Source organism: Achromobacter maghribensis, from assembly GCF_057334215.1.
In genome coordinates this window covers 493,114-508,409 of sequence record NZ_JBHFII010000061.1, presented here as the reverse complement: position 1 = coordinate 508,409, position 15,296 = coordinate 493,114, and the positions used below count along the sequence as shown (strand labels likewise).

Here is a 15,296-nt window from a genome sequence, read left to right as displayed (position 1 = left end):
CCCCCCCCCCCCCCCCCGCCGTGGACTCAAGGCGCGCAGTCCAGCGTCGAGTTCAGCGCCGGGGGCTGCTCCGCCTGGGCACCGCCGTCCGGGCAGGCGCCGGCCGACGGAGGCGCCACGATGGGCGCCTGCGACGCCGAGCCATCGCCCGCTTGCGCGACCGGAGCCGGCGCATCGCCGTCCGAATCGTCATCGCCGCCGCATCCGGCGACCAAGGCGCACGCCATCATTGCCACCAGCGCGCGGATGATGGCCGATACACGCCACTTGCCTGCCAGGGAAGAAAGAGTCGTCATCATTCTTTCCTTACTGGGCCGGCAGCGTAGACAGCGGCTTGTTCGACAGGAAGATGGATTGCAGTTCGCTGTCGGTCAGCACGCGGTTCCACATGGCCAGGTCGCCAAACAGCTGCTGGTATGGAGGCGCCGTGGTGCATAGGCCCACCGTGTAGGGCGGCGTGGCGCCGCACTTGTTCATCAGATAGGTGCCGGTGCCGTCTTCGCCGATGCCCCATTGCGGATACGGAGACAGCTTGGACATATCCACCGAACCCGTCGATTTGCCCGTGGCCACGCGGTTGGTCACGCCCGTCACGGAATCGAACACCACCATGTTCATGGTCTTGGCAACGCCGTCCACCGAAAACGCGATGTAGTTCCACCGGCCCACGGTGATCTGCGTGTACGGGCTGGTCGGGCCGTCCGCGCGCACGCCGCCGCCCGAACCGATGTTGAACGCGATGCCGCACTGGCTGCCCGAACTGGAGAACATGCCGATCGCCACGCCGGCATTGCCGCCGCTGACGTAGTTCTTGTTCGACAGGATCGTCACGTTGCTGCGGGACACGCATTCCGGCGCCTTGAACCAGAAGCCGATGGTGAACTGCGGCGCGGTGCCCTTGGACACATCGAACCCATTGGCGGGCGTCAGGCGATAGCCTTCCAGCCCGGCGGTCGTGACGAAATTGGTATCGACCAGCAAGCCGTTGGTGCCCGCGAACGGGCCGGGCGCGACCAGACCGGCCGACGCCGGCAGGTCGCTGGAGGCAGGGCCCATCGTGCTGTTGCCCTGCGCGTCCACGGGCGGCAGCGTCGCGCTGAACGGGTAGTAGGACACCAGGCCGTTGCGCAGCGTCGCAGCCAGCGGCACCGGCGGTGTATACGACAAGGGCGGGCTGATAATGCTGCGCGATGCGGCGGTATCACCTTCGCCGGCCTGCACGGTGTAGGTGAATTGATAGGTGCCGCGCGCGGACAGGTCCGCCGTCAACTGGTTGTCGGTATACGTCGTGGTGCCCGCGGGCAGCCGGGAGGCTATGACGCGGCCGTCACGCAGTACGTCGATGCGGCGGTCAGGCGGCGCCGTCCACGTCAACACCACGTTGACGGAAGACGAGTTATTGTCAGCAACTGCCGCCACCAAACGCGATACCGGTTGCGGCCCAAGCAGACTGCCGCCATCAAGCGCGTACTGCGCGGCCTGCGGCGTTGCGTTCAGGTATCCCAATATCGTGGGCGCCACATCTGCCATGCTGGCGTAGCCATACAGATCGTCCAACGTGGCGGGCATCGGCGCGCCGACGCCCTGGCCGCCGTTGTTAGTGGCTTGGTTGAACCCGATGAAGGTGGCCGATTCCGGCACCAGCGGCAAGCCGTCGTCCTGGCTGTTGTCGCTAAGGCCGTGGTTGCCCGTCACGACGATCAGCCACTGGCGGTCGGCAAGCTTGCCGGTCTCGTCCAGCATGGCGCCCACGGCGCGGTCCAGTTTGGCCAGCGTGGCCGTGTACTGGGGCGAGCCCAGGCCGTAATCCAGCGCGGCGTCCTTGGCGGAACGAAATTGCGCGACCACCGTGCGATAGCCGCTGCCGATCATCCGCACCGCCTGATCCGACACGCAATCCATGGTGGCGGCCTGGTCCGAACAATCGGCCATGGTGTCCAGGTAGCCGGCGTCGTGGTCGGCCACCAGCAGTTGCGCCAATTCTGGCGATGCCACGGCCGCACCGTTCAGCCCCGTGTTCGCGGCCTTGGATTGTTGAAACAGCGTGGGGGCCCGCAGGGCTTGCACGGGCGCGCTGGAGATCACGCCATGCCGATATGCCCACGTGCCGGTTAGCAGAGTGGCCCACCCCGGCATGTCCAACGTGGGCTGCTGGCTGGGGGTGCCGGCGACGCCGCCGTTGTAGGCCAACTGCACCTGAAGCCTCGCCAGGTTCGGCAGCGTGCCGGCGGCAATGCCGCTTTGCACCGCGCGGTAAACGGCGCTGTCCATGTCGATCACCAGTGCATGGCGGCTGGCGGACGCGACAGGCGGCTGCGGCGTGGCGGGCGTTTCGGGCTGGGGCGTGCCCGCATCGGTATCGTCGTCGCTGCCGCCACACGCGGTCAGCGCCAACGACAGCATTGCGGTGGCAGCCAGGCGGGCCCACACGGCCGCGCGGTGCTCTCGGAGCGGGAGGCGGACGCGTAGCGCAGGGTTCGCTGGCGTGCGCGCCAGCGCCGAAATGGCGGGATGCTTGACTCTCATTTTTCGACGGTCTCCGTTGGGTAGGAATGACCGAATTTGAGCCGAGCGGGGTTACGCAGTGGCGACGATTTCCTAGGAGTTAATCGTCTTTACTGCCGATCTTTTCGGGAGATCGCCTTATCACCAAGCGCATGAGCAGTGTCGGCAATATTGCCTATAGCGGGATGTAGCGTGGCCCGGTCACCCCTGGGGCCCGGACTTTTGCTCTCGGTCGGAAACGGTCTTTATGTGACGGCCGCTTGCGGCCAGGAGCAGACGTCGATCGCCAGCAGTGCATCCGGTACGTCTTCGGGCTCCGGCACATCGAAAGCCCTCGCCGCGCACTGTAAGTATGAATTATGCTGGACGATCGGACCCGGTTCTCACGACGGAGAAACAAATGCCCACAGCTGCACTCACTCGCCGCGTAATTCAATTGAATGCCTTTGGGGACACGAACGTTCTCAAACTTATAAAAGAGCCAATCGCGCCGCCCGCCGAAGGAGAAGTGCAGCTGCGTCAAACAGCAATCGGGTTCAACTACATCGATATTTATCAACGGGCCGGCAAGTATCCCCTCCCTTTGCCGACAGGCCTGGGGCATGAGGCTGCCGGTATTGTGGAAGTCGTTGGCCCCGGTGTTACTGACTTCAATGTGGGCGACCGTGTCATCTACATGAACGCTGGTATTGGCGCTTACGCTGACCGCCGCAACGTTGACGCATCAAGGCTGGCTCGCATTCCTGACGGGCTAGAGGAATCCACCGCAGTAGCAGTCTTCTTCAAAGCCATGACGGCCGAGTATTTGTTGCGCAAGACATATCCCGTCAAGGCCGGCGATATCGTCCTAGTCCACGCGGCGGCAGGTGGCGTGGGGCAAGTCCTCAGTCGCTGGGCAAAGGCTTTAGGCGCGCACGTGATCGGCACGACAGGCTCGGATGAAAAATGCAGCATCGCCCTTGAAGTGGGATGCGACCATGCCGTCAACTACAGTCAGGAAGGGTGGGTGGAGCGCGTGATCGCAGCAAGCGGTGGCCGTAAGGTGCATGTAGTGTATGACTCAGTTGGAAGGCACACTTTTCTAGGTTCGTTGGACTGCGCGGCGAAATTCGGCACAGTCGTGGTGTTTGGCGCAGCGTCGGGGCCAGCGCCGTCCATCGACCCCGAATTGCTAAACAAAAAGGGATGTCTGTTCCTCACGCGACCGTCCGTGTTCCCCCATAACGCTGACGCTGCCACGTTTCGAGCGAACGCAGACACCGTCTTTGAAGCGATGAGCAAGGGCTGGGTAAAGCCTTCCATATCAGCCCGCTTCACGCTTGACACCATTGCAGGTGCGCACGCGATGGCGGAGAAGCGAGAGAACGCCGGGGCTATCATCATCCTGCCGTAGTGCGAGGATCGCGGGAATCTACTTTCGCGCCAGCCGGCACATCTCTGTTAGAGGCCCGCGCGAAAGGCCTGCGTCGACGATGAGTGGACAGCGTTTTTCGGTAGTTCGCCTTGCCCAAAGCAACATAGGATAAGTCGTCCGCACCGCTAGCGCCCGCTTCGGGTCGCAAGCAGTCGGACGGTAGCGGCGCTTCCCGTCCCCGGGGCGCCGTGCGGACAAACAGTCAACCGTCCGACGGGGAGTATTGACCGCGCTTAATGAATGGCGCGCCTTGGCCAGCCGGCCTCCGCCCTGCCTGGCGTGTGGCGCGGCTGTACCGTACTAACAAGGCGGGGCGAGCACGCCTTTGGTGCCGTAGCAAGAGGCTTGTATAAGCGATTTCTCCGCCCCTACCGCATCACTTGCTTGCGACGCTGCTTCGGGCAGTTCTCTCACCCGATATAGGGCGAAGGCGATTCGTGATGCGTTGCTAGTGCACTGCCGTTCCGACCAAAGCTGTCTGCGTGGACATTTACGTGGAAGTTCAACGCGCCTCTCGGCTAGAGCCTGGGGGAAGGCCGGTAACACGCTTGAAAGCACGGCTGAATGCTGCCTGCGACGTATAGCCCAAGCGTTCAGCTACCGTGTCGATCGGCAGCCTGTCGTGCGTCAGCCATTGCCTGGCAAGACGCATCTTCAACTCGTTGGCGTAGCGCAAAGGTGGCGTTCCCACCGTGGCATGAAATCTGTCGGCAAAAACAGAGCGAGAAATATTGCACTCGCTCGCCAACTCAGCCAATTTCCAATCGCGGGCTGGTTGGCGGTGCAAGGCGAGGATGGCGCGAGCAAGCCGTGGATCCCGCAGCGCTGCGGCCAGGCCGGAGGCATTGTCGCAACCGCACTCGACCCATCCCCGAACAATCATCGCGGCGACCACTTCGGCTAAGCGGGCCAGAATGTCCGCAAACCCCACGCGTCTGGAACAGATTTCGCCTTTCATCGCGCCCAGAATTGGGACCATGCCAGGAAAGCGGTCGCTGTCGGCATCCACGCACATGACATCCGGCATCAGTTGCCCCAGAGCCCGCATGCCGCCAAGGTCGAATTCCATGCAACCGTAAAAGAAGATTGCGCTGGGTACGATGCTGGTACTTGGACAGGTATCCACTTCGGTCACGGAATTGCCGATCAAGGCGGCTTCAAGCGTATCGATATCCTGCAAGTCTGCGTCCTCGGCGGAAAGCCATTGATGGACTTGCCCATGAGGCAGAAACACCGCGTTGCCGGCACTCAATTTGTGCAAGCCGCCCTCCACGGTGCGTAGGACGGCCGAGCCCACAGCCAAGTAGTAGAAAAAACCGTGGCCAGCCTTCGCTTCAAAGCTCAGTCCAAAACTAGGGCCGGTCTGCACCCGCCGGTACTGCACCCCGCGCAGACGCATTCCGGTAAGCAACTCACTGATCAAGTGCGGAGGAAGAGCGTAATCGTGCGACAACGGCATCGGATTTTCTATCAAAGATTCAGTACGGAACATCATAGATCATCCCGATCACAAGTCCTAGACTGCACTCACTGATTTTCTTGGATGAGTGCAATGCGTAGTTTTGTTGATCTTTCCACCCCCGAAGGTTCAGCCAGCCCGGTGGACATTGAGCCGGTGTCAGCGGCATGGACAGCAGTGTTCTCGTTGGCGATGGGTGTATTCGGCCTATTGACCGCGGAGTACTTGCCGGCAAGTCTCCTGACGCCCATGGCGGAAGCTCTACGCGTATCAGAAGCCATGGCGGGGCAGGCAGTGACGGTCACTGCGGTGGTGGCGCTTTTCGCAGGCTTGCTCGTGCCCGGTCTTACCCGCAGCCTCGATCGGCGTACGGTTCTACTGGGCTTTTCCACTTTAATGATTGTGTCCAACCTGCTGGTCGCGGCGTCGTCGGACATGTGGGTGCTGCTCTTGATGCGCGTCCTACTCGGGATCGCCTTAGGAGGGTTCTGGAGCATGGCGGCAGCTGTCGCCATGCGATTGGTACCGGCGGCCCTCCTGCCACGCGCGTTATCCATCATCTTTAGCGGCATTGCCGTGGGGACAGTGGTCGCCGTACCGTTAGGAAGCTATCTTGGCGGCCAATTTGGATGGCGCAGCGCCTTTGTCGCAGCTGCGGCAGTGGGTGTATTAACCCTGGCGTTCCAATGGTTCACGTTACCGCGCATGGCGCCGCGTCGGCCCGCCCGGCTCAGAACGATTTTGGACGTTCTCTTGCGGCCCGGAATTGCCCTTGGAATGTTTGGCTGCATTCTGGCGCATACAGGCCATTTCGCTCTCTTTACCTATATCCGGCCGTTCCTGGAAAGCACTGCCGGCGTTGGAACGAACGGCCTGGCGCTGATGCTACTTGGCTTCGGCATTGCGAATTTCGTAGGCACCCTGCTCGCAGGTTGGCTGATGCAGCGTAGCTTATATGTCACCTTGGCTCTAATGCCGGCCCTCGTCGGTGGGAGTGCTTTGGCGATGGCACTTTTTCCTGCGTCCATACCGGGGCAGGCAACGCTGATTGCAGCATGGGGCCTTGCGTTCGGAGGCGTTCCCGTTGCATGGTCAAACTGGGTCGCGCGCGCCGTGCCGGATCAAGCCGAAAGCGCGGGCGGGATGGTCGTAGCGTCGGTGCAGTCCTCAATCGCCATAGGCGCCGCAGCAGGCGGTGCAATGTTCAGCCTGAGAGGCATTGAAGGCGTTTTCGTTGCAGGAGGGTGTCTCATGCTGCTTGCCGGCCTCTTCATCTGGATGCGCGTAAAAGTACCCTCGCCGTCGATCGGTGCAGCCGCACCCTCCGCAATTCATCTGTGACCCTGTTGCCAGAAAAAGCCCCTTCCTTGCCCAATGCACGTTGTGTCGTTTTCGGATGCCACTAAAACGTTTCTGCGCGGCGAGAACGGCCGCTTCGGGTCGAGGCTGTGTGAAAACGCGTGCTGGCCAAAGTCGCCTGCAATCTCGACCCCTCAGATCGCTGCAGAATCGATTTTCGTGAGCTCGGCAAGGGGCGAAGGACGCTTGAAATCTCCAGTAAACCGCGCTTTCATACAGGTTCGGCCAGAAGCAGACGATCAACGCAGTTTCTTGGTTCACCGCTTTAAGCTGAACTTAGTCGGTCGTAATACCACGTCATCCATTGTGTCGCGGGCGTGGCCAAACCCATGGACTGGTCGAACGGCGGGGACAGCTTGTGATCTCGCTCGGAACCTGCTGGACACGCTGCGCAATCGGGAACTGACGCAAGCCGCCAAGGACACTGCCGCTGACAGCGGACTGGCCCATCGGCGCGTCGCCGAAGGTCGGCGCTTGGCGAGCATCTACCAGCGCTTGGTAATGCTCGCCAGAGGTCGCTGCGCGATGACGGTATAGGGTTCAGTCTGGTTCCGTGGCCGCCCGTGATCGAGCAGCGGCTAGGTCAGCAACTTGCGGCCACGGTACGCGGCAGTAGCCTGTCGTGGGAGATTGGCCGGCAACGCGGGCCCGCCATTTGATCCGCCATTCACTGTGAGCCGCCGCCATCCTTGAACGCGCTCAGGCAGAGATCCACGAAGCTGCGCACTTTGGGATCCATGTAGCGGCTCGATGCGAATACGGCGTGGACAGGGGCCGGAACCTCTGCCCAGCCGGGAAGCACGCAAGACAGCGTGCCAGCAGCCACATAGGGTTCGGCCATGAAACGCGGCAAGTGCGTGATCCCGAGTCCTGCAAGTGCGAGGTTCTTCGCCGCGATCGTGCTGTTGACGGCACAACGCGGGGACACCGTGACTTTCTCGGTGTTCTCACCGTTTACCAGGGCCCAATTGGAGCGCCCCCGCGTCGTCTTCATGATCAGGTTGTGGCGCTTCAGGTCGCCGACGGCGGAAAGCGCCGGCCCGCGCTTCAAATAGCCAGGGGCAGCATACAGCCCGTAAGACACCTCGCCGAGTTTGCGCGCCGAGAGCCCCGAATCTTCGAGCGCGCCGACACGGATGGCGACATCGAAGCCTTCATGGATGATATCGACCAGGCGATTTGTGTATTCCGCCTCCACCCTCACTTTCGGGGCCATTCGCAGAAACGCCGCGATCCATTCGTCCACGACCATCGTTCCGAACTCGGATCCAGCCGTGAGCTTGAGCAGTCCTTTGGGCTCCCTGGACTGCTGCGCCACCGCAGCCTCTGCGGCTTCGGCGGCGGTCAGGATGCACATGGCGCGCTCGAAGTAATCGCGCCCGACCTCGGTCACGCTGAGGCGGCGTGTCGAGCGGGTGAGGAGCTGTGCGCCGAGCTTCTTCTCCATGCGACTGACGATGCGGCTGATGCGCGCCTTGTCGGTGCCCAGCCGATCCGCAGCCGTCGTGAAAGAGCCGTCGGTCACAACCGCCACGAAGACGCGCATCTCCGGTAGATCGATTGATGTATTCATGGACAACAGTATGTGACTTATCCCTATATTTATCAATAAAGAGGGTAAGTCCATAGTGCGATTCATGCAACACGTCGCACTCAATGAATACAGCGGCGGCACTGACTTGCTGTGGTTGTGAGCGTCACGGCGATCGAGACGCACCCCGCCCTGTCGTTCGAACGACTTGCTTGCATCGCGGCGCGCTTAGACGTGCGTCCCATGAAACCTGTCGGCGGGTTCCCGCCGTTCTCCCATAGAAGGAATGCGAAGATGACACAAACAATCGGAATTATTGGCTCCGGCCTCGTCGGTAAGGCAGTCGCGCGCCTCGCGACCGCAGCTGGCTATAAGGTAGTGATCAGCAACTCCCGCGGCGCGGACACCATCAAGGACCTGATCGAGGAGCTTGGACCGCTGGCGAGCGCCGGCACCACCGAGGAGGCCATCGCGGCGGGTGACATCGTCACACTATCGATCCCGATCGCCGCCTCCGAGCAACTGCCCGCCGACAAGTTCGCGGGCAAGGCCGTACTCGACCAGACGAACTACTATCCCGCATTCGGCAACAACGACGTTCTCGACAGGGGGGAGCTGACCTCCAGTGGGCTGATCCAGCGGCGTTTGCCGGGAGCGAAGGTCGTCAAGGGCCTTCACAACCTCAGCTGGCTCCACATGAAGGCCAACGCGACGCCGAAGGGTTCGGCGAACCGCACGACGCTGCCGATCGCGGGTGACGACGCCGGAGCGAAGCAGGCGGTGACCGAGTTCTTCGACAAGATCGGCTTCGATACCATCGATGCGGGCTCGCTCGCAGACAGCTGGCGCATTGAACCGAGCACGCCCATCTACTTTTGGCGCTACGCTCCGACGGTAGATCTGAATGCGACGGGCGAAGAAGCCGAGCGCGCCTACACGCAGCCCGGCACGCCCGTGTCGCGCGAAGATGCTCGGCGCTTGATCAACGAGGCAAAGCGCCCCTCACCGATCGGCGGCACATTCGAGGGCATGCCGCAGGTACACGTCGACCTCTTCATGGCCCAGGCAAGCGCCGCGACCGTCGAGAAATAAAGCCTCTACATCCGGCGCCCTTGCGGGCGCCCGATGACCGTTCACAGCCTCTGGCCGATAAGGTGCGCCCGGCCCGACAGACAAGTGGAACCATGCAGCTGGCGCCTCTCGTCGCGCCGATGATTGCCATTCGTGTGGCCTGTACACCAATCGATCTATTGATGCATCTATAGACAACGGTCTGTAGTTTTTTCTGCTATTTATCTATTTTTCGATCATCCCTAGAGTAGTGCTTTTAACGCACTACTGGGAAGCTCGAAAGCAAATGAAGATAGGAATATTGAATGCCGGCAATGTCGGCAGTCGTCTAGCGCGAGCCTGGGTAGCCGCAGGTCATGACCTCGTCATTGCGAAGGACGGCGAGGATCGCAAGATCGCACCGTTGCTTGCAGAACTGGGCGACAGGGCCCGGCTCGGCACGATCCGCGAGGCCGCCGAATTCGGCGAGGCCGTTCTGTTCTCCGTCTACTGGCCGAGAGTCGACGCGATCGTGAGCGAAGTGGGCGACGCGCTCGATGGCAAAACCGTCATTGAGACCATGAACCCGCTCGGCGTCACCGCGGAATTTCAGCATTTCCACGAGCTGGACTTCATGCGCGACAACTCGACCTCCGAGGTTTTGCAACAACGCCTGCCGAAGGCTCGGATAGTCAAGGCGTTCAATCTGCTGGGATCGCCATTGCTCGAGGCCGCAGCGTGGTCGAAGTCGCCAGTGCAGCCTAACGTCTTCTATGTCAGCGACGACACATCGGCCGGGCAGGTAACGCGCGGTCTGATCGCTGATGCTGGCTTCAAGCCCATCAACGCCGGCCCCCTCAAAGGCGCCCGGCAACTGGAGCAGGCCGGCGTCCTGCTGCACCACATTGCCGAGCATGAATATGCCGGGGACTCGGAGGGTCTTATCCGGCTGGCGCTGTCGGTTATCGAGGCAAGCCCCGGCCCGATCGTACGCGAACGGATCACCTGAGCCACCTCGCAATCCGATCCGCAAGGCCACTGAAACCACATTCACTTTACCTAGGAAAATCTCATGTCCCAATCCCTCAAGGGCAAAGCCGCTCTCGTCACCGGCGGATCGCGCGGCATCGGTCGCGCGATTGCCGAACGGCTTGCGGCCGACGGTGCGACCGTCGCCATCACCTACAACGCAAGCAGCGCAGGCGCAGAAGAAGTGGTTGCGACCATCGAAAAAGCGGGCGGTACCGCTTTCGCGCTTCACGCCGACCTGGCCGATGCCGCGGCGATCCCGGCATTGTTCGATGCGCTCGACCGCGAGTTCACTGCAAGAAAGGGCAGCAAGGCGCTCGACATTCTGGTAAACAACGCCGGCAACTCAGGCTGGGGCGGTCTTGCCGATGCAACGCCGGACGCCTGGAACACAATGTTCGCAGTTCACGCCCGCGCACCGTTCTTCGTCGTTCAATCCGCACTGAGCCGCCTCTCCGATGGTGGTCGGATCATCAATACGTCCTCCGGCGCGGCCACGCGCCCATTGCAGGCCGTCCCCATCTACTCCATGGCCAAGGCGGCCATCAACAACCTGACCCATGCACTGGCGATGGAATTGGGGCCGCGCGGGATCACGGTGAACGCCGTGGCGCCAGGTTGGACGCGAACGGACATGAACGCCGCTGTCCGCGAAAACGCCGACATGGTGAAGGCGATCGAAGCCGATACCGCACTGGGACGCTTTGGCGAAACCTCAGACATCGCGGCAGTGGTGGCCTTCCTGGCCTCCGATGAAGGCCGTTGGGTGACTGCCCAGGTGATCGAAGCGAGCGGCGGCTACAAGCTTTGATTCAGCATGGGCGGAACTAGCGGCTGGTCCAGCATTTTTCGCGGACCAGCCACGCCGATTCGCTAACGCGCCAACTGTCGAAACTAGGCCACAAGCTGTCGGTCGCCAACTCGCGCGGCCCGGATTCGCTTGCTGAGCTTGCAGCCGAAGCCGCCGCCACGGCGGTTACCGTCTCTGAGGCAGCTCGCAGCGGCGAGATCGTTTTCTTCGTTGTGTAGAGACATGTCCGCTGGATGTCTCGGATGGGTCGAAATCAGCCTTCCGCAGACGACGGCTCCCGGCCAGAAGCGGAAACAGGGCACCGCCCGGGAGTAAGCCTGCCGTCCCGGGTTCGTGCGCCGATCAGAACATGGCGCGCACGGCCACGCGGAAGGTGCGCGGCTGGCCGAAGTAATTGAAGTAGTCGGTGTTGCCCACCGACTGGTAGTAATTCCGGTCGAAGAGGTTGTCCACATTGAACTGCACCGCCAGGTTCTTGTTGACGTCGTAGACCGCATGCAGGCCGACCAGCGTGTAGGCGCCCTGCGAAATCCTGTAGTCGACTCCGCCCGTCGTGCCGGTGTTGAAGATGCCGCTCTGCGCATAGACCGAGCCGCCCACGCGCAGCTTGTTCCATTGGTCCGGCAGCCGGTAGTCGGTGGACACCTTCAGCAGGTGACGCGGAAAGGTGCTGGCAAACGTCTGGCCGGACAGCGGACCCTGCGCGTACTTCGATTGCGTATACGTGTAGCCCAGGCTGACATTCCAGGCCGGTGTGATGGAGCCGTTGATCTCGAAGTCCACGCCACGGTTGCGCACCTTCTCGGCGGCGCGGAAGCAGGAAAGGACGCCCGGCGGGCACAGGTCCATGTCGTAGATCCGGTCGGCCCGGCCCTTCTGGTCCGTCTGAAACAGCGCCAGCGCTGCGTTCACCCCGCGGTCCATGAACTCGCCCTTCAGGCCGATCTCGTAGTTCTGCCCCGTCATCGGGGGCAGCACACTGCCGTCGACGCCAATGTTTTCCTGCGGCTTGAAGATTTCGGTATAGCTGACGTACGCTGACAGGTTCTCGTTCAGGTCCTGCACCACGCCGGCGTACGGCGTGACCTTGCCGCGCTGCTCATAGCGGCTTCCTGTGCGCACGGTGGTCTGCGCAAAGCGGTCGAATTCGAACCAGCTCATGCGCGCACCAACGAGGAAGGTCGTGCTGTCGGTCAGACTGAAGCGGCCGGCGGTGTAAATGCCTTGCTGCTTCTGTGTGATGTTGTACTGCCACATGTCCACGTCCAGGCCGGTCGGCACGGGCGGATCGAAGGCGCTCAGGTTGTTCATGTCGACCACGTAGCGATAGCTGGCGTCGCGCCCGCCGTGATAGTCGAAGTCGTCCTTGCGCGTGGAGGCGCCCACCACCAGCTCATGCTGGCGGCCCAGCAATTGGAACGGGCCCGATGCATACGCGTCCACGCCCCACTGAGAATCGTTGAAATGGAAGAGGCGCGGGTTCAGTGTGAAAAGGTCGCCGGTGGTGCGCTGCGTGTAATTGCCCAGGAAGTCCGATTTGGCGGACAGCCAGTTCCCGGCCACGGTTAGCTTCCAGCCATTGTCGAATTCATGCCTGATGTCGGCGAACAGGTTGGTGTTGCGCTTGTTCACGTAGTTCCAGTCGCCAACCAGTGCCGTCTTGCGCGACATCGGGTAGAACGAACCGTCGGCTCGCGTCGGCAGGCCGGACCAGTCATAGCCCTGGTTGCGGTCTTTCTGGTAGGTCAGGCCCGCCGTCACCGTGGTGGCGGGCGTGATGTCGGCCTCCAGGATGCCGTAGAAGAGCGTGTTCTCCTTGCCCGCATGTTGCTGGAAGTCGTCCGAATTGGTGTAAGCCATCACGGCGCGTCCGCGCAGCGTCTTGGCGTCGTTCAACGGCGAGGACACGTCGAGCATGGTGCGGTAGTCGTCCCACGATCCCGCCGACACCGTCATGACCCCCGTCGTGTCGTAGCCGGGCCGCTTGCGCACCAGGTTGATGGCGGCCGCCGGGTTGCCGGCCCCTTCCAGCAGGCCCGTGGCGCCGCGCACGACCTCGACCCGGTCATAGATCTCGGTGGTGGGCTTGTTGATGGCGTCGAACGAATACGGGTTGGTGATGTTGACCGGCACGCCGTCGATCTGCAGGTTGTCGATCTGTTGGCCACGCGCCTGGTAGGTCGAGCGCTCCGAACCGCTCTGAACCACCGAAATGCCGGTGGTCGCCTGCAGCACGTCGTCCAGGTTCCGCATGGACTGATCATCCATGCGCTGGCGCGTCACCACCGTTACCGATTGCGGCGTCTCGCGCTGCGACAGGTTCAGGCGCGTGGCGCTGTTCGTCGCCTGCACGACGTAGGTGTCACTGGAGTCCACGGGCGGCAAATTGCCGGACACCGTGACCGGTGCGAGCGTGGTGGCCTGGGGCGGCGCACGCCGCAGGGTCAGCGTGCCGTCCGCGGCTTGCGTGGATTCAAGTCCGCTGCCCGCCAGCGCGGCGCGCAGCGCAGCATCCGTGGTGTATACGCCCCGCACGGCGGGGGCATTCAGGCCGCGCACGAGCTGCGGATCGTAGGAAACGACGGTCCGGCTCAACCGTGCAATCTCGGTCAGCGTGGCGTCCAGGCTGCCAGGGGGAAGATTGAACGCGATGGGCGCCCGCGGCTGGGCCTGGACGGGCTGGCCAAGGCTGGACGCCGCCAGGACCACGGCGATACTCAGGACATGGGGAACAGGCAAAACGCGCATGAAGCTCTCCGATACGTTGCGCACAGTGATATCTGGGTATGTGCCGCGAGATCGGAAAAGTGACAGTCCTCTTGCGAAAAAAAGTGAAAGAAACCGGTCAGGCCGGCCGGACGTCGATCAAAGTGAGCCAGCGCGTATAGCGGCTGACCGTGATCGGCAGCGTGTGTTCCAGCGCGCTCAGCGCGCGGTCGGTGTCGTCCAGCGGATAGAGACCGGACACCGCCAGGCGGGCGGCCTGCGGGCTGACGCGCAGCACGCCTGTGCGGTAGCTGGCCAGCGCTGCGGCAATCTCGCCCAGCGGCTGGTCGCGCACCTTCAGCCATCCCTCGCGCCACGATGCGGCGTCTTCCATCGCTTGCGGGCGGTCCGCCCAGGCGGCGCCAAAACGCGCGCCCTGCCCCATCGCCAGCATCAGCGGCGACGCATCGCGCGGAAGGACTTCGACGCTGCTCTGCAACGCCACGGCCAGGCTGGCTTCCTCTTCCAGCCGCACCATGCAGCCCGCACCCGCGCTGCGGACCTGCCCGTGCGCCGTATGCACCGCAAACATCCCGGAAAGACCGGTGCGCGGCTGCACCACCAACGCCCCTTCCAGCAACCGCACGTTGCGCGCGTCCGCCGTGAAATCTAGATCCACGCGGCTGCGCGCGTCCAGGGTCAGCAGGCTGCCGTCCGGCAGCGTGTAGGTCCGACGTTCGCCCGTGGCCGTGCCCAGATCGGCCGTCAGATTGACCAGCGGCGTGATGCGGTTGGCCACCCAGCCGCCCGCCGCCGCAGCGCCGGCCAATGCGGCCGCGTTGAGCAGCACGCGACGCCGCGCGGGGTGCACCAGCGTGCGACGCAGCGCGCGGTGCTCGTTCTTCATGACCGATTCCAGCCGCCCCACGGACTGGATAAGGCCCTGCTGTAGCCGCGCCCAGGCATGTTCATGGGCCGGATCGGCCGCGCGCCAGGCGGCACAGGCGGCGTGATCGGCATCCGTCGCCTCGCCCGAGGTCAGCTTGACCCAGAAGCCGATCGCCCGATCCTCGGCCTGGGCCACGGTTTGCTCGCGGCTCATGGCGACTCCGCCAGCGCGTAGCAGCGCTGCAGCGCCTGCGCGATGTAGTGGCGCACCATGCTCACCGACACGCCCAGCGCGGCAGCAATCTCCTTGTGGGTCAATCCATCGAGCTGGCTGTACAGGAACGCGGCGCGCGCCTTCGCCGACAGGCCGTCGAGCATCTGGTCCACCTGCTGCAGCGTCTGCAGGATCGCCAGCTGTTCCTGCGGCGACGGGGAGAACTGCTCGCCGTGGTGGAAGAGGCTTTCCAGCCACGCGGCTTCCAGCTCGCGACGGCGCCACAGTTTCCAGACCAGACGTTTGGCGATGGTGATGATGAGTGCGCGC

13 protein-coding genes and 1 pseudogene are annotated in these 15,296 nt (G+C 62.9%); 7 read left to right on the top strand and 7 right to left on the bottom strand.

The features are described 5' to 3' along the window. Positions 1-26: 26 nt before the first annotated feature. Both ACE039_RS28345 and ACE039_RS28340 read right to left on the bottom strand, forming a co-directional pair. Positions 27-296 carry a hypothetical protein gene (locus ACE039_RS28345; RefSeq protein WP_485823975.1) on the bottom strand — a complete coding sequence of 90 codons (270 nt, stop codon included), beginning with the start codon at positions 294-296 and terminating at the stop codon, positions 27-29. 10 nt (positions 297-306) lie between these two features. Beyond that, positions 307-2,526 (bottom strand): hypothetical protein, encoded by a 2,220-nt coding sequence (locus tag ACE039_RS28340; RefSeq protein ID WP_485823974.1) that lies wholly within the window; start codon positions 2,524-2,526, stop codon positions 307-309. A 379-nt stretch (positions 2,527-2,905) separates the two neighbouring features. On the opposite strand from ACE039_RS28340, the gene ACE039_RS28335 reads away from it, so the two are divergent. Next, positions 2,906-3,898, top strand: a complete 993-nt coding sequence (locus ACE039_RS28335) for a quinone oxidoreductase family protein (RefSeq protein WP_485823973.1) — start codon at positions 2,906-2,908, stop codon at positions 3,896-3,898. Positions 3,899-4,421: 523 nt separating this feature from the next. On the opposite strand, the gene ACE039_RS28330 is transcribed toward ACE039_RS28335, so the two are convergent. After that, entirely contained in the window at positions 4,422-5,414 is a 993-nt protein-coding gene (locus tag ACE039_RS28330) for an AraC family transcriptional regulator (RefSeq protein ID WP_485823972.1), read from the bottom strand. A 57-nt stretch (positions 5,415-5,471) separates the two neighbouring features. Between ACE039_RS28330 and ACE039_RS28325 the strand changes: the two genes are divergently transcribed. Continuing rightward, complete coding sequence (locus ACE039_RS28325) at positions 5,472-6,719, top strand: MFS transporter (protein WP_485823971.1); 1,248 nt, start codon at positions 5,472-5,474, stop codon at positions 6,717-6,719. A gap of 349 nt (positions 6,720-7,068) precedes the next feature. Then, positions 7,069-7,396, top strand: a pseudogene (locus tag ACE039_RS28320) (DUF3363 domain-containing protein); the annotation flags it as partial. Between the two features lie 8 nt (positions 7,397-7,404). On the opposite strand, the gene ACE039_RS28315 reads toward ACE039_RS28320, so the two are convergent. Further along, entirely contained in the window at positions 7,405-8,310 is a 906-nt protein-coding gene (locus ACE039_RS28315; RefSeq protein WP_485823970.1) for a LysR family transcriptional regulator, read from the bottom strand. 252 nt (positions 8,311-8,562) lie between these two features. Between ACE039_RS28315 and ACE039_RS28310 the strand changes: the two genes are divergently transcribed. From ACE039_RS28310 to ACE039_RS28295, 4 genes are all read left to right on the top strand, one after another. Further along, positions 8,563-9,360, top strand: a complete 798-nt coding sequence (locus ACE039_RS28310; RefSeq protein ID WP_485823969.1) for an NADPH-dependent F420 reductase — start codon at positions 8,563-8,565, stop codon at positions 9,358-9,360. 265 nt (positions 9,361-9,625) lie between these two features. Beyond that, positions 9,626-10,327 (top strand): NADPH-dependent F420 reductase, encoded by a 702-nt coding sequence (locus ACE039_RS28305; RefSeq protein ID WP_485823968.1) that lies wholly within the window; start codon positions 9,626-9,628, stop codon positions 10,325-10,327. Positions 10,328-10,390: 63 nt separating this feature from the next. Further along, positions 10,391-11,158 (top strand): SDR family NAD(P)-dependent oxidoreductase, encoded by a 768-nt coding sequence (locus ACE039_RS28300; protein ID WP_485823967.1) that lies wholly within the window; start codon positions 10,391-10,393, stop codon positions 11,156-11,158. A 23-nt stretch (positions 11,159-11,181) separates the two neighbouring features. Then, positions 11,182-11,376, top strand: coding sequence for an NAD(P)-binding domain-containing protein (locus tag ACE039_RS28295; RefSeq protein ID WP_485824094.1), 195 nt, complete (start codon positions 11,182-11,184; stop codon positions 11,374-11,376). A gap of 124 nt (positions 11,377-11,500) precedes the next feature. On the opposite strand, the gene ACE039_RS28290 is transcribed toward ACE039_RS28295, so the two are convergent. The 3 genes from ACE039_RS28290 to ACE039_RS28280 form a co-directional block, all read right to left on the bottom strand. Beyond that, positions 11,501-13,906, bottom strand: coding sequence for a TonB-dependent siderophore receptor (locus ACE039_RS28290; RefSeq protein WP_485823966.1), 2,406 nt, complete (start codon positions 13,904-13,906; stop codon positions 11,501-11,503). A 97-nt stretch (positions 13,907-14,003) separates the two neighbouring features. Beyond that, positions 14,004-14,966, bottom strand: coding sequence for a FecR domain-containing protein (locus ACE039_RS28285; protein WP_485823965.1), 963 nt, complete (start codon positions 14,964-14,966; stop codon positions 14,004-14,006). Further along, on the bottom strand, positions 14,963-15,296 hold a 334-nt coding region (locus ACE039_RS28280), incomplete at its 5' end, for a sigma factor-like helix-turn-helix DNA-binding protein (RefSeq protein WP_485823964.1). The genes ACE039_RS28280 and ACE039_RS28285, both read right to left, overlap by 4 nt.

Excerpts from the sequence above, each read along its gene's own strand:
- ACE039_RS28315 (WP_485823970.1), bottom strand. The coding sequence starts at position 8,310 with ATGAATACATCAATCGATCTACCGGAGATGCGCGTCTTCGTGGCGGTT.
- ACE039_RS28305 (WP_485823968.1), top strand. The coding sequence starts at position 9,626 with ATGAAGATAGGAATATTGAATGCCGGCAATGTCGGCAGTCGTCTAGCG.
- ACE039_RS28345 (WP_485823975.1), bottom strand. The coding sequence starts at position 296 with ATGACGACTCTTTCTTCCCTGGCAGGCAAGTGGCGTGTATCGGCCATC.
- ACE039_RS28300 (WP_485823967.1), top strand. The coding sequence starts at position 10,391 with ATGTCCCAATCCCTCAAGGGCAAAGCCGCTCTCGTCACCGGCGGATCG.
- ACE039_RS28285 (WP_485823965.1), bottom strand. The coding sequence starts at position 14,966 with ATGAGCCGCGAGCAAACCGTGGCCCAGGCCGAGGATCGGGCGATCGGC.
- ACE039_RS28330 (WP_485823972.1), bottom strand. The coding sequence starts at position 5,414 with ATGATGTTCCGTACTGAATCTTTGATAGAAAATCCGATGCCGTTGTCG.
- ACE039_RS28290 (WP_485823966.1), bottom strand. The coding sequence starts at position 13,906 with ATGCGCGTTTTGCCTGTTCCCCATGTCCTGAGTATCGCCGTGGTCCTG.
- ACE039_RS28325 (WP_485823971.1), top strand. The coding sequence starts at position 5,472 with ATGCGTAGTTTTGTTGATCTTTCCACCCCCGAAGGTTCAGCCAGCCCG.
- ACE039_RS28335 (WP_485823973.1), top strand. The coding sequence starts at position 2,906 with ATGCCCACAGCTGCACTCACTCGCCGCGTAATTCAATTGAATGCCTTT.
- ACE039_RS28310 (WP_485823969.1), top strand. The coding sequence starts at position 8,563 with ATGACACAAACAATCGGAATTATTGGCTCCGGCCTCGTCGGTAAGGCA.
- ACE039_RS28340 (WP_485823974.1), bottom strand. The coding sequence starts at position 2,526 with ATGAGAGTCAAGCATCCCGCCATTTCGGCGCTGGCGCGCACGCCAGCG.